The 22,744-nt window shown below is 30.8% G+C and carries 22 protein-coding genes and 1 pseudogene; 13 read left to right on the top strand and 10 right to left on the bottom strand.

Features of this window, described 5'->3' with window-relative positions; translation table 11 throughout:
• Positions 1–263 precede the first annotated feature (263 nt).
• Together secB and dcd are read right to left on the bottom strand one after the other, a co-directional pair.
• Entirely contained in the window at positions 264–713 is a 450-nt protein-coding gene (gene secB / locus ACFELW_RS00070; protein ID WP_341759536.1) for a protein-export chaperone SecB, read from the bottom strand.
• Positions 714–741: 28 nt separating this feature from the next.
• Positions 742–1,308, bottom strand: a complete 567-nt coding sequence (dcd, locus tag ACFELW_RS00075) for a dCTP deaminase (RefSeq protein ID WP_341759537.1) — start codon at positions 1,306–1,308, stop codon at positions 742–744.
• 237 nt (positions 1,309–1,545) lie between these two features.
• Between dcd and ACFELW_RS00080 the strand changes: the two genes are divergently transcribed.
• Positions 1,546–2,013 (top strand): helix-turn-helix domain-containing protein, encoded by a 468-nt coding sequence (locus tag ACFELW_RS00080; protein WP_375330071.1) that lies wholly within the window; start codon positions 1,546–1,548, stop codon positions 2,011–2,013.
• Between the two features lie 90 nt (positions 2,014–2,103).
• On the opposite strand, the gene ACFELW_RS00085 is transcribed toward ACFELW_RS00080, so the two are convergent.
• Entirely contained in the window at positions 2,104–2,235 is a 132-nt protein-coding gene (locus tag ACFELW_RS00085; protein WP_341759539.1) for a tetratricopeptide repeat protein, read from the bottom strand.
• A 297-nt stretch (positions 2,236–2,532) separates the two neighbouring features.
• On the opposite strand from ACFELW_RS00085, the gene ACFELW_RS00090 reads away from it, so the two are divergent.
• A complete protein-coding gene (locus ACFELW_RS00090; protein ID WP_375330072.1) occupies positions 2,533–3,132 on the top strand; it encodes a bifunctional (p)ppGpp synthetase/guanosine-3',5'-bis(diphosphate) 3'-pyrophosphohydrolase in 600 nt (199 codons plus the stop codon).
• 204 nt (positions 3,133–3,336) lie between these two features.
• On the opposite strand, the gene rsmA is transcribed toward ACFELW_RS00090, so the two are convergent.
• The 4 genes from rsmA to ACFELW_RS00110 all read right to left on the bottom strand — a co-directional run bounded on the left by rsmA (position 3,337) and on the right by ACFELW_RS00110 (position 8,397).
• Complete coding sequence (gene rsmA, locus ACFELW_RS00095; RefSeq protein WP_375330543.1) at positions 3,337–4,173, bottom strand: 16S rRNA (adenine(1518)-N(6)/adenine(1519)-N(6))-dimethyltransferase RsmA; 837 nt, start codon at positions 4,171–4,173, stop codon at positions 3,337–3,339.
• A gap of 14 nt (positions 4,174–4,187) precedes the next feature.
• Entirely contained in the window at positions 4,188–5,075 is an 888-nt protein-coding gene (locus tag ACFELW_RS00100) for a hypothetical protein (protein WP_375330544.1), read from the bottom strand.
• 24 nt (positions 5,076–5,099) lie between these two features.
• Positions 5,100–7,247 carry an LPS-assembly protein LptD gene (locus tag ACFELW_RS00105; RefSeq protein ID WP_341759542.1) on the bottom strand — a complete coding sequence of 716 codons (2,148 nt, stop codon included), beginning with the start codon at positions 7,245–7,247 and terminating at the stop codon, positions 5,100–5,102.
• Between the two features lie 415 nt (positions 7,248–7,662).
• Complete coding sequence (locus ACFELW_RS00110) at positions 7,663–8,397, bottom strand: hypothetical protein (RefSeq protein WP_375330073.1); 735 nt, start codon at positions 8,395–8,397, stop codon at positions 7,663–7,665.
• A 186-nt stretch (positions 8,398–8,583) separates the two neighbouring features.
• Here ACFELW_RS00110 and ACFELW_RS00115 point away from each other — a divergent pair, with 186 nt between their 5' ends.
• From ACFELW_RS00115 to ACFELW_RS00170, 11 genes are all read left to right on the top strand, one after another.
• Positions 8,584–8,985: an Rrf2 family transcriptional regulator gene (locus tag ACFELW_RS00115; protein ID WP_341748629.1), complete on the top strand. Its 402-nt coding sequence runs from the start codon at positions 8,584–8,586 to the stop codon at positions 8,983–8,985.
• Positions 8,986–9,060: 75 nt separating this feature from the next.
• A complete protein-coding gene (locus tag ACFELW_RS00120; protein ID WP_094649487.1) occupies positions 9,061–10,176 on the top strand; it encodes a cysteine desulfurase family protein in 1,116 nt (371 codons plus the stop codon).
• Positions 10,169–11,425 (top strand): IscS subfamily cysteine desulfurase, encoded by a 1,257-nt coding sequence (locus ACFELW_RS00125; RefSeq protein ID WP_375330074.1) that lies wholly within the window; start codon positions 10,169–10,171, stop codon positions 11,423–11,425. The genes ACFELW_RS00120 and ACFELW_RS00125 overlap by 8 nt, the downstream gene beginning before the upstream one ends.
• A 276-nt stretch (positions 11,426–11,701) precedes the next feature.
• The gene (locus tag ACFELW_RS00135; RefSeq protein ID WP_375330075.1) at positions 11,702–12,694 is read left to right on the top strand and encodes an Rpn family recombination-promoting nuclease/putative transposase; all 993 of its coding nucleotides are present in this window, start codon (positions 11,702–11,704) and stop codon (positions 12,692–12,694) included.
• Between the two features lie 40 nt (positions 12,695–12,734).
• Complete coding sequence (locus ACFELW_RS00140) at positions 12,735–13,691, top strand: Rpn family recombination-promoting nuclease/putative transposase (RefSeq protein WP_375330076.1); 957 nt, start codon at positions 12,735–12,737, stop codon at positions 13,689–13,691.
• 356 nt (positions 13,692–14,047) lie between these two features.
• Positions 14,048–14,428: a Fe-S cluster assembly scaffold IscU gene (gene iscU / locus ACFELW_RS00145; RefSeq protein ID WP_094649773.1), complete on the top strand. Its 381-nt coding sequence runs from the start codon at positions 14,048–14,050 to the stop codon at positions 14,426–14,428.
• Between the two features lie 8 nt (positions 14,429–14,436).
• Complete coding sequence (locus tag ACFELW_RS00150; protein WP_094649772.1) at positions 14,437–14,769, top strand: HesB/IscA family protein; 333 nt, start codon at positions 14,437–14,439, stop codon at positions 14,767–14,769.
• A gap of 1 nt (position 14,770) precedes the next feature.
• Positions 14,771–16,228, top strand: coding sequence for an NAD-dependent succinate-semialdehyde dehydrogenase (locus ACFELW_RS00155; RefSeq protein WP_341759908.1), 1,458 nt, complete (start codon positions 14,771–14,773; stop codon positions 16,226–16,228).
• Entirely contained in the window at positions 16,225–16,560 is a 336-nt protein-coding gene (locus ACFELW_RS00160; RefSeq protein ID WP_094649770.1) for a YraN family protein, read from the top strand. The genes ACFELW_RS00155 and ACFELW_RS00160 overlap by 4 nt, the downstream gene beginning before the upstream one ends.
• A gap of 236 nt (positions 16,561–16,796) precedes the next feature.
• On the top strand, positions 16,797–17,987 hold the full coding sequence (gene glf / locus ACFELW_RS00165; RefSeq protein ID WP_375330077.1) for a UDP-galactopyranose mutase: 1,191 nt from the start codon (positions 16,797–16,799) through the stop codon (positions 17,985–17,987).
• 10 nt (positions 17,988–17,997) lie between these two features.
• A complete protein-coding gene (locus ACFELW_RS00170) occupies positions 17,998–20,697 on the top strand; it encodes a glycosyltransferase (RefSeq protein WP_375330078.1) in 2,700 nt (899 codons plus the stop codon).
• An 81-nt stretch (positions 20,698–20,778) separates the two neighbouring features.
• On the opposite strand, the gene xth is transcribed toward ACFELW_RS00170, so the two are convergent.
• The 3 genes and pseudogenes from xth to ACFELW_RS00185 form a co-directional block, all read right to left on the bottom strand.
• The gene (gene xth, locus ACFELW_RS00175; protein ID WP_375330079.1) at positions 20,779–21,555 is read right to left on the bottom strand and encodes an exodeoxyribonuclease III; all 777 of its coding nucleotides are present in this window, start codon (positions 21,553–21,555) and stop codon (positions 20,779–20,781) included.
• A 14-nt stretch (positions 21,556–21,569) separates the two neighbouring features.
• Positions 21,570–21,716: a hypothetical protein gene (locus ACFELW_RS00180; RefSeq protein WP_375330080.1), complete on the bottom strand. Its 147-nt coding sequence runs from the start codon at positions 21,714–21,716 to the stop codon at positions 21,570–21,572.
• Positions 21,717–21,718: 2 nt separating this feature from the next.
• Positions 21,719–22,653: pseudogene (locus ACFELW_RS00185) on the bottom strand (DNA cytosine methyltransferase).
• Positions 22,654–22,744: the final 91 nt, after the last annotated feature.

The raw sequence follows: 22,744 nt of genomic DNA on the forward strand, positions 1-22,744 counted from the left end.
CTATGATTACACTTAAAGGACAATGTCATTGTGTAGCTATAGTACATATGTGCCAGTTTAAGGAAAAAAGATGTTTTCTAATAGTCTATTAGCGAGGAGCCATTTTAGTGGAGACGAAGCAATTCAAATTGTTTTAAGATTTTTCTTGGATTGCCGTGTCACCGCACAGAGGCTCCTAGCTAGTAGACGCTTGGCGAGCATATTTTTTATTCATTATAATAAAATAGCAAAAAAACCGCGAATGCTCATGCCTAGGGTTATAGTTAATTTTCACTTTCTCGCATTTTCTTGTGATATAAAGCACCAAAATCAATTGGATCAATCATCAATGGCTGGAACCCTCCATCCTGCGTTACATCCGAAATAATTTTTCTGGCAAATGGGAAAATCATTGCTGGACAGTGAATTGCTAATATCATCTGGTGTTGATCTTTCGCTATATTAATCAGGTTAAAAACCCCTGCATATTTTAGGTCTACTATAAATAGCTTATGTTTTTCACTCATTGCTTTAGCTTCTATACTTAATTCTACCTCATAAAAATTTTCTTCAGGTAAATTAGAAATATTAAGGTCTAAGAATAAATCAATTTGTGGATTACGTTCCAAAGATACTAAAGATTCTGGAGCATCTGGACTTTCAAAAGAAAAATCCTTTATATATTGAGCATTAATAGCGATATGTGGCATATCTTGTGGATTAGAGTCTTTCATAACAAATAGTCCTTTTATATTAAGATTTTTAAGTTCTTGGCAAGGTAACACCTTGCTGTTTCATATATTTTCCATGACGATCAGCATAAGATGTATTACAAATTTGTTCGCCTTTTAAAAATAAAAATTGACACGCTCCCTCATTAGCATAAATTTTCGCCGGCAATGGAGTAGTATTAGAAAACTCTAATGTTACATGTCCTTCCCATTCAGGTTCTAATGGTGTTACGTTAACAATTATACCGCATCTTGCATAGGTTGATTTACCAACACAAATAACTAATACATCTCTTGGAATCTTAAAATATTCAATTGTTCTTGCTAAGGCAAAACTGTTTGGTGGAATAATACAAACATCAACCTCTCTATCTACCAAGCTGCATTCAGTGAAATTCTTGGGATCAACTATTGCCGAATTGATATTAGTAAATATTTTGAATTCCTTTGAGACTCTTGCATCATAACCATACGAAGATAAACCATAAGAAATAATTCTCTCTGAGTTATTTAATTTAATCTGCGTATCGGTAAAAGGTGCAATCATATTACGTTCTACAGACATTTTTCTTATCCAATTATCAGACATAATGGTCATATATAATTACACATAATTATGGTTAAATTCCCGAGCTAATATAGATAATATAGTAAAAAGTTAAAAGCACTAAGTGTTTTTAGAATATTTTTATTAAATTAAATGATTTTTGTTCACAGAGCCTAAGTTTCTGCAAATAATAAATTTATTAATATCGATGAAAAATTACTTGATTAAGCTATAGCTTTGTATTATTATTAGTTGAAATAGATAGATAAGTATTAAATTATTATCATAATGGATGAATCTAATAAACCAAAAGAAAAAATAAACTTAATTATAGGTATGCGTTTAAAAAAACGTCGTATAATGTTGGGTATAAGCCAACAAGAATTGAGTGAAGCTATTAATCTTAGTGTAAAGCAGATACAAAAATATGAAGATGCTACTACCCCGATAGCTGGTAGTATATTGTATTTTTTTGCAAAATTATTAAATGTATCTATCAAGTATTTTCTTGATACAGATGAAGATACTGATACATCAGATGATTACCTATTTGATACACAAGATGATAATAGGTTTTTGAATGATATTATTGCAGAGGATAAGGTAGAATATTTAGTACCTTTAAAATACAATACAGGAAAAGAATTATCCTATCTTATTAAAGTATTTACCAGAATTCAAAATCAGCAGATTAGACAAAAAATAGTTGAACTTATTAGGTCAATAGTAGAATCTCAAGACACGGATACGGGATAAGAATAAATATAACTTAAATTAAATAGTCAACTAATTTTATTTTAATAAAAACAATAATTTACTTCCAATAGAAGCCTTTTATAACCAAAATTAATTGGCAACTCGCGTTACTTTAGAATCATCTTTACATAGTTGTATTGCTTTGTCATAATTTTTAACTGCTTCTTGGTAATTTCCCATCTCAAAATAGACCGAATCATTTCTAGTAACGACACTTAACATATAGGTAAATATTAGTTATAATGATAGATATAATAAATTTTGTAATAACAATCAATATGGTGGCACCATACAGTTACGATTTACGTTTTAGAGTTATAAGCATTGTAGCCGTATCAGTAAATTCATCGTCTACTTACATCATAAGTTTTAAGTAAACAACCAATTTCATATTGACGATCTTTTAATAATAATTGATAAACCAATTATTATATGATAACATTAGTATGTTATAATTAAAGGGTTTCCTTTCTAATATTTTTAAACAAATTCACTACATGACTTTCTAGAGTATCAATTATGCAAGATACAAATGCTAACGATTTACGTAATATCATGGGTGCTATTAGTACTAAACTGTATGAAAATGACATAGTAGCTGAAGTATATTACAGATTAAAAGACCCTTATTCTATTTTAAAGAAGGTATTACGAAAGACTATTGCTTTGAAAGAATTAACTGACCTAGTTGCTTTTAGGGTTATAGTTGACAAACAAGAAGATTGTTATAAAGTATTAGATATTATTTATAGTATCTATTCTGTTAATATAGAAAAGTCTAAAAATTATATTGATAATCCTAAGAATAATGGTTACCGTTCTTTGCATGTCATAGCTGTAGTTGATATCTGTAAACGTAACATAGAAATACAAATACGAACCAGAGAGATGCATAATATAGCAGAATTTGGTACAGCAAACCATGATGAATATAAAAGAACGCAGGAAACAAAGTTAATAAGGAAGTTATTCTCTAATGTAAGAATTGCCGATATTAATACTGAGATAAATAATGCATATGATATTTTTGTCCGGTTTAATTGGACTATACCGGAGCTTATTGCTTATGAGCAAGCAATTGAAAATCTTTGTCATAATTTCCAAAATAATTTGGCATGATATATGCTCAAATAATTTAAAGAATTGGGACATAAAACTTAAGTAACGTAATGGATATACCCAACTTACAGAAAGAGAAGCATATACTAATCTTCTAGAAATAGGAATAAACCCAAGATGGAGATTACTACAATTGGTATAGATATTGCAAAAAGAATTTTTTAAATTTACGGTGTAGATAAGAATGGCAAGAAACGTAACAAGCTAGCTATATAGTAATTCATTTGAATATAATTTTGCTAAAGATAAATAATCTTGTGGTGATAAATTTTCAGATCGCGAAGAATTATCAATTTTTAATTCTGCTAGCAAATCTTCTATACACGAAGTTAGTGTTCTTAAAGATGATTTAATCATTTTACGTCGCTTGCCAAAGGCTAGTCTAGTGATTAACTCAACTTTTCCAATTAGTTCAGCTGTTAATACATTGTTGTTATAAGGCACGAGTTTAACTATAGCAGAATGAACTTTTGGTGCAGGGTAGAAAGCTTGCGGATTAACATCAAAGCATTTTTCAACTGAACAAAGTAACTGACATATTATTGATAATCTTCCATAGGATTTTGTACCAACTTTACCACATATTCGGTCTACAACCTCCTTTTGCAGCATTAAAGTCATACTACTTATTAATGGTAATTTTTTTAACCATTTTATGATTAACTCTGTACCTATTTGGTAAGGTAAGTTTGAAATAATAGTTATTTTGTTAGTACTTAAAGCTGATAGATCAAATTTAGTAGCATCCGAATGAATAATGTGCAGATTAGGGGACAGTTCTCTTATTTCCATAAGTAAAGGTATACATCTAACGTCAGTTTCAATGACAGTTAAAGATTTAGGGTTACAGGCAAGGATAGCTCTAGTGAGTCCAGCTGTACCAGGACCAATCTCTAAGACCAAATCATTTTCTTGCAGTCCACTAACTCGAACTATTTTATCACATAGGCTACTATCAAAAATGAAATTTTGACCATATTTCTTAATAGGAGCAATACCATGTTTGCTAGCATGCTTTGCAATTGAAGGTAAAGCACTCAAATTATTTGAGTGTATCACAAAGGTAGCATTATTTTGATATATGCTTTCTTACGCATATCTTCAAAGTATTTTTGTGCTTTTTGCGACATTTTCTTATTAGCTAACAAATTTACTACGTAATTATTTTCATCGCTAGTAACATTAATCATCTTTTTGTCGCACATTAAGATTAATTTAAATCCATCTTGCATCTCGAAAACATTACTTTTTTCTCCTGTATTTAAATCTCTGAAAATTGTTTGCAGCGTAGAATCTAGAGTACTTAAATTCTGATTAATTACCTCTAATGTAGAAAAATCTTTATATAAAGATTCTTTGACATCAGAACAATTTTTAAGACGTTTTTGTAAATCACACATCTTATGCAAAGTTTTATCATCTTTATCTTGTGAAGTAAAAATCTGTGCTGATACTTCCGCATCTTTTGAATTTGTCGCTAATATTATATCATTAACTTCTTTTGCACTAATAGCAACTGATCTTGAAATACTAGATAAAATGTTCATTTTGATAATTTCGGCACCTATCTGGGATTTAAAATTATTAATATCTACAGATTTACTTTTCAAAAACGTAATTAACTGCCCTTTTGGCATTTTATTACGTTGCTCGATGGTTTCTATAGACTCATTTATCTCACTATCAGAACTTTTTTTACCGTTTACAGATTGATAAAGTAATACATCATCAATCATGCTGTTAATTGCAATCTTATCAAGTTGCTTATTTGTTTGAGAATCAGGATTAGGAATATTGTTAAGTGCCATAATCATGTGTTTTCTAGCTAGAAATTCATGTAAGGTAATTGGTTCATTATTAACTAATGCAACTATATTAGATAACTCTGCTTTTGCTATAGTTAGATTAAAAATGATGGTAACTAAACAAAATAAATGCTTCATATTTAACTTCTTCATATTTTAGGCTCACATATTTAATATTTTTAAACCTACAGAAATAGTAGGAACAGCAAAAGTCTTTTTTATCCCCCGACTACTATCTCCCATATAATTGTCTGAAAGTTTTCCGGCTATTCTAACACAATCATTCAAGTATGTCACCTGGATACTCTTAGAAAGAATATTTATTTTGTCTTTTGACCAATCTATTCTCATATCATAGGCAATGGACCAATTTTCTGCTAATTGATAAGTGAGATTATAATAAAGTTGTCTTACTTTGCTATCAATTAATTCATCTGTAGAATAATATTTCCGTAAATTTAAAATCCGAACAAATCCAGCAGTTAACTGAATTGTCTTAGAATTAAGGCTTCCACCTAATTCATCTCTAATGGGCTTAAAATTCTTACTTTTTCTAAATCTATAGAACAATTCTATTTTATCAGAAAGACTACTGGAAATTCTTCCAACATTTTCAATATTATCAACAGATTTACTATTAATAAGATTAGTATTATAGGTTTGTCCTAGAAATACACTTGAATAATTTTGTTCTGAAAGTATAGAAGAGTTAACACCATAACTTAATCTATTGCCAAATTCATGGTAATCTATACCACTATAGCGATTCGAACTGAATATATTATTTTCTGATAGTTCATATTTTGACGGATCGATAAAAGAAAATTTCTTATTAGAATTATGTTTACGTCCGATAGTTGCTGATATAATTGGTTCAACAAACAGGCTAGCTTTATCAAAGATTGATCCAACTAATGGATAACGCCAAGTATTTTGAATTTCTGGTATATTTCTAGTGAGAACCTTGTTAGTCCTATAATCATTTAAATATAGGTGATTAATAAAATAGACATCTGCTCTATTCCGCAAGGTAACATTAAATAAATGACCAGATGAAGTTAAGAAATTATTATCTACTGCCAGTTGTAATGCAACTTGCCCTAGTTCTCTTCCGCTTTTTTCTTTATAGATTAATGCATTATTCTCAACGACTAGGTTAGTAGTTTCATCATCATTTAAAGGTATAACATTCTTGGTTCTGACCTTGGGGAAAATTAATGGACTGGTACTACTAGAATCATTTATTCCCAATCCTTCAAAATACATTCCCTCCACTAATGAGTAATTGTAATTATTGACATGTTCCAAATATAACTTAGATGTCAAATATGAAGTATAATTATTATAATAGTTTTTTAAGTAAGCTTTATCAGAAGTACGTTCCAGCCTAAATCCGTATCGATAATCATTCTTGATGAAGTTACCATTGCTTAATAGATAATATGAGTTTACCTTAGTGTTTTTTATCGTTATATCACCATCATTTAAAGAGTAGGGTACTTTACCATAGTTAGCATCTAAAGATATATAATCACTTTCATTTGGTTTGTAACGAGTTTCTAGTTCAAAAATCGTATATGTAGTATCATGTTTTTTCCAAAAAAACCTAGGAGTTAGAGTAAAATCTAGATTGGATTTAGCTCTATAATATAGTGGTATCCCCAAAGCGTTATCCCGCCATTCAGGCATCAATATTCCTGATTTTGCAGGAGCCTTAGGTGTTGGGTGAGAAAAATATGGTGTATAGAAGATTGGGACACCATATATCTCAAAAAATAGATGCTTATAAACCATTATGTTCTTATTAATATCTATTTCAGTATTTTTGGCAGAAACTTGCCAAATAGGTTTTTGGTTGCATAGTATTTTACATGGGGTAAAGGTACTATTATGCAAACGAAAAACATCTTTATTAACTCTTTCCGCTAATTTTGCTGCTAAAAGAGTATTATCACCAAAATATAAAATAAAATCTGAAATTATTCCTGCCTTTAACTTATCTTTTAATATAACAAATTCTCCCAAAATAACTCTATTTTGCTGATCTATAATTTTAACATTCCCCTCAGCCCATAATGTATCTTGTTCTATATCGTAAATCAAGGAATTAGCTGTTAGAAAGTAACTATCCAATATAATTTGAACATTACCTTTAGCATAAATAAATTGTTCCTTGTGGTTATATTCAACATAATCTGTTGACAAAAAGCTAAACTGTTTGTTTATTCCTTGCTGTTTAACTTGTGCCAAACCACAAACCGGCAATAAAATAATAATTTTAATAATCAATAAATTGCAGAAAATTCGCATTTAGGATAATTTTTGAAGTAAGATGCTATATATATCATGTATACATCAAATTTGATATATTTATACGATAATTGTCTGAATATATGATCGTATTTGGCAATAAGCCTTTAAGGAGTTATTAGACTTCCTGCATAAGTCAAAAAACCCTCGGGATTTTTAGGAGAAACTAAGCCTACTACCTTTGCGTACATAGACGATTGTTACGGAGCGGAGGCGAGTTTCGACGACAAAATCACCAACTAGATTGACTTATGCATGAAGTATATTAATTTGATTGTTTCATCGGCTTACGCCTCCTCGCAATGACGTTTTTATGCTGTTTAATACTTATAGAATAAAAATTGTAGTACTATGCTAGGAGGCTACCTACGATAACTAATTAATTACTTTACTTAGGTTTCATCAACCAGTTAAGCTAAACATTGTCATCAGAATCAGAATTATCACCAGTTATAGGTACAATATCCAAAGTATTATCCAAAATTGGCAACATCTTCTCTGTTATATTAGATGCAGCTATTTTTTCTGATAATTCTTTATCGCATATCTCAATAGTAGGTTCTTGTTTTCTCGGAATATCTGTTATGATAATCTTTTCCATAGATTTTTGGTAAATAGGATTTTCTACGAGTTCATTAACAGCAAGAACCATAAGGAATATCTCTTTTTCAATTGAAGGTTTGTCTGTTTCTGGTATTTCGCTAAAAAAAGCATTAAAATCTTCTTTCTGTACATTATTCAGACACCCTTTAGTTGCTGCTATCCAAGTTTTGAAAGACTCATTAATATCAGAATTACCATAATTACTGTTTAGTACTACTTGGAGTTTAGTTTTCAGCCCATTAAAGGCTGCTATAAACTTGTCTGTATCAGGTTTGCTGTGTTGTTGTAGATATATATACGCTGCGTGTTTTGTCTCCTCACTGTCGTTGCTGGAATCGGAAAGATTTTGGCTCTGTATTTGATACTTTTCGATGAGTTTATAAGCAGCACAAAAATACTGAGCCAACTCTAATATGCTAGAGTCTCGGATTTCCTCTACTGACTTTTTCTCAAACTTTGCTCGGATATCTTCTAAAGGGGTAAAAAATTCCTCATATTCTTGTATTTCTGCTTCTGCTGTTTCATAATTATCTTGATTCTTAGACATGGGTTACTCTCCATTTTAAAATTTATAATATGATTATTGATTTATTAATTATCGCAAACAACCTCCTAATAAGTAAAGTTTAGTTACTAATTTCGCTACTGTCAATTGGATTTTTTTGTTAATAGAATACTTGACTAAATTGGTAGGATATTATAAGATATATGTTATAATGGTGGAGTCGTTTGTATGCAATTAACTACAAAAGGGCGATATGCGGTGATGGCAATCTTAGAAATTGCATCACAAATGTCGGATACGCCTGTTACCTTGGCTGAAATTTCAGCAAAACAACATATACCGGTTAATTATTTGGAGCAAATTTTTGCAAAACTGAAGAAAGCTAACATAGTTAGATCAGCTAAAGGTCGAAAAGGTGGTTATATCATTAATGAAAAATTAGATAAAATCAGGATTACTAATATTATTGATGCGGTAGATGAGAATATCGAAATGACCAGATGTTTAGGGAAATCTGGAAATAGTTGCGTACCTAATAAAGTGCAATGTAACGCCCATCATTTATGGTTGGGTTTAAGTCGGCATATAAGGGATTATTTTGATACTATTTCGATAGCTGATATGCTTTAGGTATACTTGACTTCCTATATTAACTAATATAAAAATTATTTTTTTACAACTTTTGTATTAGTGGGCTGAAAATTTATGTTATATTTAGATCATAATGCTACTACTAACATTCATCCTAAGGTTAAGGAGCTGATGGAGAATTTGATGATAGAGACCTATTATAATCCGTCTTCTATTCATACAAAGGGGCGTTATGCTCGAAGTTTAGTAGAAATAGCTAGGCAGCAGGTTGCGAAATCTGTTGGAGCTGATATAAATTCTAGGGAATATCAGGTAATTTTTACTTCCTCTGGTACAGAGAGTAATAATTTGCTGATGAATAATTATTACGATGGAGAAATTTTTGTTTCTAGTATAGAGCATTTATCGATCTTTGATCACACTAAATATCGGGATAATATTAAAATTATCCGCGTTGATAGTGATGGCATTGTTGATATTGAACATTTAGAGCAATTATTATCAACTAGTCAAGCTAGTAAAAAGCTAGTCTCTGTGATGTTGGCTAATAATGAAAGTGGTGTTGTACAAAACATACAGCAGCTAGTTAAAATTGCCCAAAAATATGGAGCGGTATTTCATAGTGATTGCGTGCAAGCAGTTGGCAAAATACCGGTCAATATTAAAGAACTAGCTGTTGATTTTGCTACTATATCAGCTCACAAATTAGGAGGAATGCAGGGTAGTAGTGCGTTGATTGTTAAGGCAGGAAATACGCTTAAAGCGATGATGATTGGCGGAGGGCAAGAGAGGAATATTCGCTCAGGTACAGAAAATGTGCTGGCAATTGCCTCGTTCGGGCTTGCATCATCAATAGTTACTAATGAGCTAGCAGATAGATATAATAAAATGAAGAAATTACAAACATATTTGGAGCAGAATTTACTTAACTATAAAAATGTTAAAATAGTGTCAAAGAATGTTGAAAGACTACCTAATACTACCTTGATGATTGTGCCAGAAACTGATGCACAAACTAAGTTGATAGCTTTTGATTTAAGGGGTATAGCGGTGAGTTCCGGCTCTGCCTGTTCATCAGGAAAAGTTGGCAAGTCACATGTGTTATCTTCTATGGGGGTTAGTGAGGAAGATGCTAGGTCTTCGATTAGAATCAGTTTCGATTATCAACAAACTATTGAAGATGTTGTGACATTTATTAAAGCGTTTGAAGAAGTATACTCAAATGGATAAATTAGAAAAATTAAGACAACAAGTAAAATTAACTGGTAAATCGCTACCAATTTATATGGATTATCAATCAACAACCCCTATGGATCCAAGGGTTCTAGAATGTATGTTGCCGTATTTTACTACTAAATTTGGTAATCCGCACTCTAGGAGTCATTCCTTTGGTTGGGAAGCTGAAGAAGCTGTAGAAATGTCAAGAGAGAAAGTGGCAAGGCTTATTGGTGCTGATTCTAAAGAAATTGTTTTTACTTCTGGTGCTACTGAATCTAACAATTTAGCGATAAAAGGTATTGCTAAATTCTATGGTAGTAAGAAAAATCACATAATAACAGTGATAAGTGAACATAAATGCGTTTTAGATGCTTGTCGGCATTTAGAAAATGAAGGATTTAAGGTAACATATTTGCCAATTCAGGCAAATGGCTTGATTGATTTACAGCAATTAAGAAATGCCATAACCGACCAAACTATGCTGGTATCGGTGATGGCGGTAAATAATGAAATCGGTGTTATTCAGCCAATTAAAGAAATTGGCAAAATTTGTCGGGAATTAGGCGTATTCTTTCACTCAGATATTGCCCAAGGATATGGTAAAATCCCCATAGATGTTAATGATTGTAACATTGATTTGGCAAGTATTTCTGGGCATAAAATTTATGGTCCCAAAGGTATTGGAGCTTTATATGTAAGAAAAAAACCTAGGGTACGATTAGTGCCAATTTTAAATGGTGGTGGGCAGGAAAGAGGTATGCGTTCTGGAACTCTCCCAACTCCTTTAATTGTTGGACTCGGGGCAGCAGCTGAATTAGCTCTATCGGAAATGTCGCAAGATGCTAAACTAGTAGAAGAGCTTTTTGATAGATTTTATAATAATATTACTAAACAAATTGCTGATGTCTATTTAAACGGTGATATGCATAATAGATATAAGGGAAATTTAAATTTAAGTTTTGCTTATGTCGAAGGGGAGTCAATGATATTGGCTATTAAGGATTTAGCCGTTTCATCTGGTTCAGCTTGTACCTCATCTTCACTGGAGCCATCATATGTGTTAAGAGCTATGGGGGTTGACGAAGAAATGGCACATACATCGATTAGGTTTGGTATTGGTAGATTTACCACTAAAGAAGAAATAGATTATGCTGTAGAGTTAATAAAGTCAAAAATTAACAAGTTAAGAGAACTGAGTCCTCTTTGGGAGATGGTTCAAGAAGGTGTTAATTTAAAGCAAATTAAGTGGGCAATACACTAGACTCCCTGCATAAGGCAATCTAGGAGGCTGTCTGCAATAGACCTCTTTCAAAACTCTACTTCTGCTGGTAATTTGTACGTCGATGCGGTACTCGAATCCTCACGTATGCTAGAGTACGCTGCGGTTCTGCGTTCCGCGTCTCCTTCAAATTCCTCAGCATAAGCGAGTTTTGAAAGAGGTCTAATAACTAAAGTAATGATTTTTTTGGATTGCCACGACCACTACGTGTTCTCGCTAATAGATGTGGGTAAGGTGAATATATAAGTAAATTTTATTATGACTCTAGACAAGCCAAAACATGACGAAATCTTTCGCAAATCTATGGAGAATCCTATAGTTGCTAAAGAATTTTTGGTAACTCATTTGCCTAAAGATGTGCTGGCTTTAATCGATAGCACAACTGTAAAATTAGAAAAAGATAGTTTTATTGAGCCAGACCTTTCTGAAACTATTTCTGATGTATTATTTTCTGTTAAGTTTAATGATCAGGATGGCTATATTTTTTTGCTATTGGAGCATCAAAGTACTGTTAATAAAATGATGGCATTTAGGTTATTTAAATATATGATTAATATTTGTGATCTATATTTAACTACTAATCATAAAGCTAAACGCCTTCCAGTAATTTATCCCCTAATACTTTATAATGGCAAGAAGAAATATAACGCACCTCTTAATATATGGAATTTATTTAGCCATCCAGATTTAGCCAGAGGCTTTTGGACAAATGATTGTCAGCTTATTAACGTACATGATATTCCTGATGAAGAACTCAAGAAAAAAGTATGGTCTGGGATTTTGTTATTTTTCCTTAAGCACATCCACGAACGTCAATTACTGAAAAGATGGCAAGAAATTTCTTATCTCTTGCCTAAATTGAGTAAAATAACAATAGGCTATGACCATATAAGAAATCTATTACAGTATACTTTGATCTTTATTGAGCAAAATGATAAAATAGAGTTAGAAAAAATATTAAAAAATAGTTTAACTAAAGAAAAAGGAGAAGAACTTATGCCTAGTATAGCTCAAGTATGGAAAGAAGAAGGGATTCAAATCGGACTCCAAGATGGTATCAAAATCGGAGAGGCCAGAGGTAAAGCTAGAGGAGAAGCCATAGGAGAAGCTAGAGGAGAAGCTAGAGGTAGAGCCGAGGGTGAAGCTAAATTAATAAAAATGATGATAAACAATGGTAGCTCTATTGAAGAAGTAGCGAGAATTACTGGACTATCTATTACTAAAATCAAGGAATTACTGAAAGTACAGTAAGTAATGAATTATTAGATTAGCTATATAAGCAAATTTTATTATGACTCTAGACAAGCCAAAACATGACGAAATCTTTCGCAAATCTATGGAGAATCCTATAGTTGCTAAAGAGTTTTTGGCAACTCATTTGCCTAAAGATGTGTTGGCTTTAATCGATAGTACATCTTTAAAATTAGAAAAAGATAGTTTTATTGAGTCAGACCTTTCTGAAACTATTTCAGATGTATTATTTTCTGTTAAGTTTAATGATCAGGATGGCTATATTTTTTTGCTATTGGAACATCAAAGTACTGTTGATAAAATGATGGCATTTAGGTTATTTAAATATATGATTAATATTTGTGATCGATATTTAACTACTAATCCTAAAGCTAAACGTCTTCCATTAATTTATCCCCTAATAATTTATAATGGCAAGAAGAAATATAACGCATCGCTCAATATATGGAATTTATTTAGCCATCCAGATTTAGCCAGAGGCTTTTGGACAAATGATTGTCAGCTTATTAACGTACATGATATCCCCGATGAGGAGCTAAAGAAAAAAGTATGGTCTGGGATTTTGTTATTTTTCCTCAAACACATCCACGAACGTCAATTACTGAAAAGATGGCAAGAAATCTCTTATCTCTTGCCTAAATTGAGTAAAATAACAATAGGTCATGACCATATAAGAAATCTATTGAGCTATACTTTGACCTTTATTGAGCAAAGTGATAAAATAGAGTTAGAAAAAATATTAAAAAATAGTTTAACTAAAGAAAAAGGAGAAGAACTTATGCCTAGTATAGCTCAAGTATGGAAAGAAGAAGGGATAGAGATAGGGCTACAGGATGGTATTAAAATCGGAGAAGCCAAAGGTAGAGCCGAGGGTAGAGCCGAGGGTGAAGCTAAATTAATAAAAATGATGATAAACAATGGTAACTCTATTGAGGAAGTAGCAAGAATGACTAGATTATCTATTACAAGAATCAATGAACTATTGAAAGTACAGTAAACTGGTGCTTATTAGCAAGGCGTTACTTTAGTAATAACGCCTATGTATAGCATAATACCTTAAAATTTTTGTTATTTTCATAATAATAAAAAAAATTGTAGGGTATGAAAAAATAAGCAATATTGCAAAAATAATGCAAATAACTATTAGTGGGTCAAAAAAATCTGTTATATTTATAGATATATACTCAAATGATTTGGAGAATTGGATTTGAAAATAATGGGCTAGGAGGCAGGCTCCTAGACTATGGCAGCGTATGTTAGTATGCGAGTCCCTGATATTTTCAAAAAAACAATCTTTCAAAGCAGGAGAGTATAGACGTATTAAGGTAGAATAATTATTAATATAGGAATAACATGGGTTATAGTTTAAAAGTACTGGATCATTACGAAAATCCGCGTAACGTTGGATCATTAGACAAAAATGATGCATATGTTGGGACAGGTCTTGTGGGAGCCCCTGCCTGTGGTGATGTAATGAAGCTACAAATTAAAGTTAGTGCAGAGGGAATTATTACAGATGCAAAATTTAAAACATTTGGTTGTGGTTCTGCTATTGCTTCAAGTTCTTTAGTAACGGAATGGGTTAAGGGTAAATCTCTTGACGAGGCTGGTAGTATAAAAAATACAGAGATAGCCAAGGAATTATCTTTGCCACCAGTAAAACTCCATTGTTCTTTATTGGCAGAAGATGCCATAAAAGCAGCAATACTTGATTATAAAACTAAAAACTCATAGTAATTATTATGAAAAATGTTATGTCATTGACTGAGGCAGCAGCTCAACAAATAAAGAGATTGATAGACAGGCGTGATAAACCATCTTTTGGTATTAGGATTGGTGTGAAATCTGGTGGTTGTTCCGGTCTATCTTATTATGTAGAATATGCTGATATCAAAAATAAGTTTGATGAGGTGGTAGAAGATAAAGGTGTACGAATATTAATTGACCCAAAAGCTCTAATGTATCTTCTAGCAAGTGAAATGGATTATGTAGAAGGTAAGTTTAAATCTGGCTTTACTTTTAACAATCCGAATGAAAAAGGTAGTTGTGGATGTGGGAAGTCGTTTAATGTTTAATATGCAATTACTAGATTTTGTTAATAAAAAAAACTATATAGATGGAAATTGGCTAGATTGCCAAGAACAGTTATCAGTTTATAATCCTGCCAATGATAAAGTGGTTGGGTCGATACCAAATTTGCCTAATGATTTAATTATTAGTGCTATTGACAGTTCTGTTAGAGCTTTTAAAATTTGGTCGCAGACTTCTTTTGAACAAAGAATAACTATATTAAGAAAATGGCATTCTTTAATATTAGAGAATATTGATCAACTAGCCTATATAATTACCTTAGAACAGGGGAAAATATTAGAAGGTGCAAAGCTTGAGGTATTATATGGTGCGTCTTTTATTGATTGGTTTGCTAGTAACATTCATAACATTCAAGGTAAAATAAAGCCTGGAAAATCAATAACTCACAAGATTATCACCGAATTTGAGCCAATTGGTACGGTTTGTTCAATTACTCCATGGAATTTTCCAAATGCCATGGTAACAAGAAAGGTTGCTCCAGCATTAGCTGCTGGTTGTAGCGTTATACTTAAACCATCGGAATTCACACCTTTTTCTGCATTGGTTTTGGCTAAATTGGCAAATGATGCTGGGATACCAGCTGGAGTACTAAATATTATCACCGGTGATGCCAATAATATTGGACAAATATTTTGTAATGATTTTAGAATTCGTAAATTATCATTTACTGGTTCTACGAGGGTAGGAAAGATGTTATATCAGAATTCTAGTGCTACTATTAAGCGTTTATCTCTAGAACTTGGCGGTAATGCTCCATTTATTATATTAAGTGGTGTTGATTTAGATAAGACTGCCAGTGAGCTTATATTAGGAAAGATAAGGAATAGTGGACAATCTTGCACTTCGCCCAACAGAATATTAATTGAAGAAGCAATTTATGATGAATTTTTACAAATTCTTACTACAAAATTTGCTAATCTGAAAATAGGGGATGGTTTTGATTCTGAATCAGTTATAGGACCGTTGATTAATAAAGCAGCTATAGATAAGATTTTAAAATTGATTGAAGATGCTAAAAATAAAGGTGGAGAAATCTTATGCGGAGGTAAAGCTCATGGTAATTTTTTTGAGCCAACAATTATTAGTAATTGTCAGGATAATATGGAGATTTTTAGCACAGAAATATTTGGTCCCGTTCTTGCATGTTATAAATTTGGCAGTATACAAGAAGTTATAAATAGAGCTAATAATACGGAATATGGTTTGCAAGCTTATATATATTGCAATAATATAGCCATAGCTCAAATAATGGCAACAAAACTTGATTTTGGTATGGTATCAATTAATGATTCGCTGCCTGCTAATTGCAAGGCAGCATTTGCTGGGCGAAAAAATTCAGGGTTTGGAGTGGAAGGTTCAGATGAGGGAATATTTGAGTATTTAAATAGTAAATTTGTAAACTTGCATAATTATGCAGATTCAAGTCAATTAACTTTATTATGAGAAAGATTACCCTTGGTTTAATAGCTGAGTATATAGCTATTATTATTTACAAAATTAAATTTTATCAAATTCTCTATCATCGTAAAAGATATTATGTTGGCGAAATTGATATTATTGCTCTGCGTGGTAAACAACTTGTTTTTATAGAAGTAAAAGCAAGATGTTCTGACGTTGATGATAGAATATTATCAACTCATCAACAGATGAGAATAAAAAGAGCTACCAGTATGTTTTTAAGCTCTAACCCTAAATACCAAAATTATCAGGTTAGATTTGATCTAATAATTATTAAACCTTACAGTATACCCATTATTATTGAGAATGCTTGGTAATAGTGTCCTATTATTAATCGGATTGTGAACGTTCAAAGCAACCTAGGAAGCTATCTGCAACAACTAAAGTAGTTCTACTTTATGGTATTTATCATAGTCAGTCAATAATATTGACACACCTGCCAGTACAAAATATAATATACTTTAATATTGTGAGATGTATCCAATTCGCACTTGACATATTATCAAAATAAATCATTATGTTGTAATTTTTAAAATTTATTTAACCCGAATTTATGATTATATACGATTATATAATAGTTGGTAGTGGTTTTGCTGGCTCTATTCTTGCAGAAAGAATAGCCTCGCAACTTAACCAAAGGGTGTTGGTCATAGAGAAAAGACCCCATATCGCTGGTAATATGTATGATTATAAAGATGTTAATAATATATTGGTTCATAAATATGGTCCCCATCTATTTCGCACCAATGAAGATAAAGTAAAAAATTATTTAAGTAATTTTACTCATTGGTATCCATACCAACATAAAGTTTTAGCTAAAATAAACGATCAATTAGTGCCAGTACCATTTAATCTAACCTCTTTACAACTTCTATTTCCAGTTGAAAAAGCCCTATTATACAAAGATAAGTTAATTGTAAACTTTGGTATGGAGACTAAAGTATCCGTTTCTAAGCTAAGAAATTTTGATGATGGTGATATAAGAGCGTTAGGGGACTTTATATTTGAAACATTATATTTGAACTATACAGTAAAACAATGGGGCGATAAACCGGAAAACTTGGATTTTGAGACCATAACGGCTAGAGTTCCTGTACATATTTCCTATGATGATAGGTATTTTCAACAAAAATTTCAAGCTTTACCAGTTGAAGGTTATACGGCAATGTTTGAGAAAATGTTAAGTCATGATAATATTGATATTCTACTAAATACCGATTCTAAAGATTTATTGAAAATAGACCTTAATAATAAAGCCATCCTTTTTAAAGGGCAAAAATATGAAGGTAATATAATATATACTGGTCCTATAGATGAATTGTTTAATTATCATTTAGGGGAGTTGCCGTACAGATCATTAAAATTCACAACTGAAACACATGATGAAGCTTTATTACAACGGGTAACTACTGTAAATTACCCCAATACCGAATTATATACTAGGATTACTGAGTATAATCATACTATGAGGGTACCTAATAACAAGAAGACAGTACTGATGTATGAATACCCACAAGAATATGATAGAACTAACCCTGAGAAGGATATACCTTATTATCCAATACCCAAAGATTGTAATAGTGAATTGTTTAATAAATACAAAGAAATAGCTAAAAATTTTTCTAGTCTAAGGCTGATCGGAAGACTAGCTGAGTATCGATATTATGATATGGATGATATAATATTAAGGGCTTTAAAGGAGTTTGAAGATATAGAATCATTAACTAAAATAACAGCTTTATAATTATTTGAGAATGACCCTCCCCATAGACCTAAAACAAAAAATTATTACGTTACCAACTAATAAACTTAATGGTTTATATGTAAAACATAATAAAGAAGATGATAATATCACAATCATTAACTCATCAAATGAACTAAGATCTATAACTATAGATAGGCAGTTTGTCCTATTTAAGGGGAAACAATTTATTAGTTTGCTTAATAAAGGAACTTTGGTTAAGGGTGAAATATCCTTTACAGTTGCTAGAAAATTGACGTTTTTAAATTCAGAATTAGAAGTCCCTTTATCTAATCTAGAATGTTTTAAAATTGTGCTTACCTTAAAAGCTAACACAGAAGTTAAAATAAAACAATTTACTTATTACATAACTAAAAAAAGTAAATTTGACAATCCTGTTTCTACAGCTGATACATTGATAATTTCTCCTGGATATCCTAGTTCTGCAAACCTGTATAATTTTGGTTTTGTTCATACTTCTATTAAAGCTTTTACCAATCATAATATTAAGCCAGAGGTTTTTTGTCATGATGATAATAATAGTTTTGTAAATGAATTTGATGGTGTAAAAGTTTATTATAATAGTTTAAGTTTTTTAAAAAATATAATAACTAATTCTAATTTTAAGAGAGTTATAATTCATTTTATTAATGAGAAATTACAAGATATTATTGATAGTGTAATTTTTTATCATGGTATAAAAATTTATTGTTACATTCATTGTGCGGAAGCACTTTACAGATATCAAGAATCATTTTGTGTGGCGTATGACGGGACATATAATCCCTATATTACGACTTGGCAAATGAGAATAAAAGATTTAATGTATAAAAAATATGCAAATAATAAAAATATAAAATGGATATTTGCAAGCAATTGGTTAAAGGCAGAATCTGAGAAATATATAAATACCAATTTCAATAATTTTGCCATAATTCCAAATGGTATAGATACTGATATATTTAAATATGTTAAAAAATCTTCAGATGATAGGTTAAACATATTTACTTTAAGAAAATTCGATAATTACAATAACTATGCTTTAGATCTAGTAATAGAGACCATCAATATTCTTCAGAATAAAGAATTTTTTAATCAACTAAACTTTTTTATTTATGGAGATGGTTTATTATTTAAAGATTTCTCAGAAAAAATACGATGGTCTAATGTGCATTTTATTCAAGGATTTCATACTCATGCTCAAATTAGCGAGCTTCATAAAAATTGTGGTATAATATTCCATCCAACAAGACTTGATAGTATGGGGGTTAGTTCTTTAGAAGGAGTAAGTTCTGGTTTAGCGTTAGTTAGTTCTAATGTTTGTGGCATCCCAGAGTTTATCAATCCTTCTTATGGTACTTTAAGTAATGATATAGAAAATCCGCAGTCTTATGCCAATATTATTGAGGATTTATTTTACAATCCAGATAGATTTTTAGAGTTAAGCGAGAAAATGTCTTATGATGTTTCTTCTAAATTTTCACGTAAAATGATTTTGGAAAAAGAATTACAATTATTTCAAAATGAACAAGAATTTTATATTAAACCTATAGAACATGAGCAAATAAAATTATTATGTATATGTGTTCCTGTTTACAATATTGAGCGTTATTTACCAAGATGCTTAAATTCTATTTTATCTTGTGAGAATAAGCATTTACTAGAAATATTAGTCATAAATGATGGCTCAACTGATAACACTCAATCAATTGCTGAAGAGTACCAAAATAAATTCCCAACTATTGTAACACTTATAAATCAAAGCAATAAGGGGCATGGTGGAGCAGTAAATACTGGTATTAAACATACTAAGTCAAAATATTTTAAAATAGTGGATGGAGATGATTGGGTAGATACTCAAGGGCTAGATAATTTCCTAAAATATTTAAATATGTTCGATGTTGATTTAATCTTACATGAATTATCGTATGACATGTTAGCTAATAGTACTATAAGAAGTGAGGATTGTTATACCCATCTTCCGTCTAAACAAATCTTAATTCTTGACCAAATAAAATTTGATTATTGGGGACCAATTTTATCAACTTCAACTTATAAAACTGATATTCTTAAGAAATCTAATATTATACTAACTGAAAAATGTTTTTATGTAGATATGGAATATAATGCGAAAGCTATACAATATGTTAAACAGGTTCTGTATTTAGATATACCACTTTATAAATATTATATAGGCAGACCTACCCAATCCATTGCGGCAACAGGATTTAAAATCCATGATCATGAAAAGATAATTCTCAATATTCTAAATTATTTGCAAACTAATGATAACACCTTATATAATAAGCGATTAATAATGAATAAAATGTTATTTCCTATGCTAAAAGGTCATAGAGATCGTATTTTGCAAGTCAGTCCTCTTAGCAAGGCTAATTTAGAATTTTTTAAGAAAGTTAAAGATATTAATAATATAATTAATTGGGATATTAATTCTCATGATATAAGTAGGGAATTAGATAATTACTTATCAAAAATGAGACTCGTTACAATAATAGATATTAAATTTGATAAATGTTTTAGTTATATCAAATTATTTATAAAAAACTTATTAATAGCACCTTATACTCTAGGGTTGTTTACTTATAAAATACTAAACACTTATGATATCTATTATTTTAATAAGTATGCAAAAATATTAGCGAATATACTTATGCTACCAAAAAAAATAGCTAGTATAATATTAAAAAGATAATGTTCAGAAACCTCTTGTAAAAAAATTCGTACCTGCAGATAGCTTCTGAAGTATTATGAAACCTCTGGTTAATATATTTAGCTAAATGATGGCGACAACGGGTATATGATCAGAAGGTTTAACTTTAGCTCGTAAATTATAATACATGTAGCAATTATCTAAATAATCTGCAACATTGCTCGAGGCAAGTATCATATCAATACGCATACCTTTATTCTGTTCAAAACAACCTGCTCTGTAATCCCACCAAGAGAATTCTTGCTTAGTAGGGTTTGATAATCTATATAAATCTTCAAAACCAGAATTTAAAATAATTCTCAATCGTTGCTTTTCTTCATTAGTAAAACAAGTAGTGTTTTGCAACTCTTTTGCTGAGTATACGTCAATATCAAAAGGAGCAATATTAAAATCTCCTCCAATTATTATCTTAGTATTAAGAGATTTCTTGGATTGTAAGTAATTAATTAAACTGTCATAAAACCCTAATTTCATTTCAAATTTATCACTACCCACCAATGAACCGTTAGGGGCATATAATGAAGTGATACTACAGAAACCTATTGGAGTTTGTACAGTGATTTCTATCATTCGTGCTTGGTCAGTACAATTAATCGCCGGAAAGTCTTTTATCACTTCATCAGCTGGAAATTTTGATAAAATAGCAACCCCATTATAGGATTTCTGACCATGCACATAAAAATTATACGCTAAGTCCGATAATTCATCAAAAGGAAATTTCTCAGTTTCACACTTTATTTCTTGTAGTAAAACAATGTCAGGATCTACTTCCGTTAGAAAGTCACGTAAATGTTGTAGTCTCATTCTTATAGAATTAATATTCCAAGTAGCTATTTTCATTTAAGACTCTTCATTTAAAGTTTTTCATTTATGGCTGTTACCAATCTACTATCAATAGCAAAGACATTTTGAATTGTCTTTACTACATCAGTGCGATCAATAATTGAATTTTTAAAAAGAGTTTCGACATTTTTATCTATATATGCATTTCTATTATTCATAACTACAATATTTTAATTGAATCATAAACACTACCAATCATTCTTGGTATAACAGCATTACCAAGTTGTTGATATCCTTTTAAGCCTTCTGTTACATAATGACTTTGTGAAAACCCCATTAAAGATTTGCATTCACTAATTGAAAGTCTGCGTATATTATTGTTTATATAGTATAAACCTGTTCTTGCACCAGCTCCACCACCAAAGGCTGATAATGTAATTGAATGCCCTAATGGGCTATAAATCCTTTCACCTTGCCCCCCTTTATTTAAATAACCAACTCGTAAAGGTCTTAGCTCTCTATCTTTAATCTCTTTTTCAATTACTATATCATCTCTATCAATAAACAAATTTTTATCGACATTATTTTCCAGTATATTCTCAAGGTATATTTTTTTGTTGGTTTCCTGTGGTGGTGAATATTTAACCTTAATATCACCTACAATATCTTTTCTTATACAAACAAAATAAATACGTTCTCTTGCCTGCGGCACACCAAACAAGGACGCATTAATTAGATGTCTGTATACTTTATATCCTATTCATCAAGTTTTATATCTATCGTTTTAATAACATTACCATCATCAATATTCATAATATTTTTAACATTCTCAAGCAATAATATTAATGGTTTATGATATTGTGCAATTCTAATTATTTCATAAAATAATTTACCATTTATATCATGTAGACCATTTTGTTTACCCGAGATACTAAAAGGTTGACAAGGAAAACCGGCACATAAAATATCATGTTTTGGTATTTTTCGCTCAGAAATCTCAGAAATATCACCCATGGGCTTTTCTCCAAAATTCCTTTTATAAGCTTCTTGCACATCTTTATCAATATCGGATGAAAAAACACACTCCATCCCTTTTTCTTCAAGAGCTATACGAAAACCACCAATACCACAGAATAAATCTATAAATTTGTACATATAACTTCCTTGAATAAATTTGTAAAAACCTCCGTTGGCATCAGTTTTCTATTATTATATTTAAAAACTTGTTCATTATCTCGATCATTTT

The sequence above is a fragment of the Candidatus Tisiphia endosymbiont of Nemotelus uliginosus genome, from assembly GCF_964264755.1.
Lineage (GTDB): Bacteria > Pseudomonadota > Alphaproteobacteria > Rickettsiales > Rickettsiaceae > Tisiphia.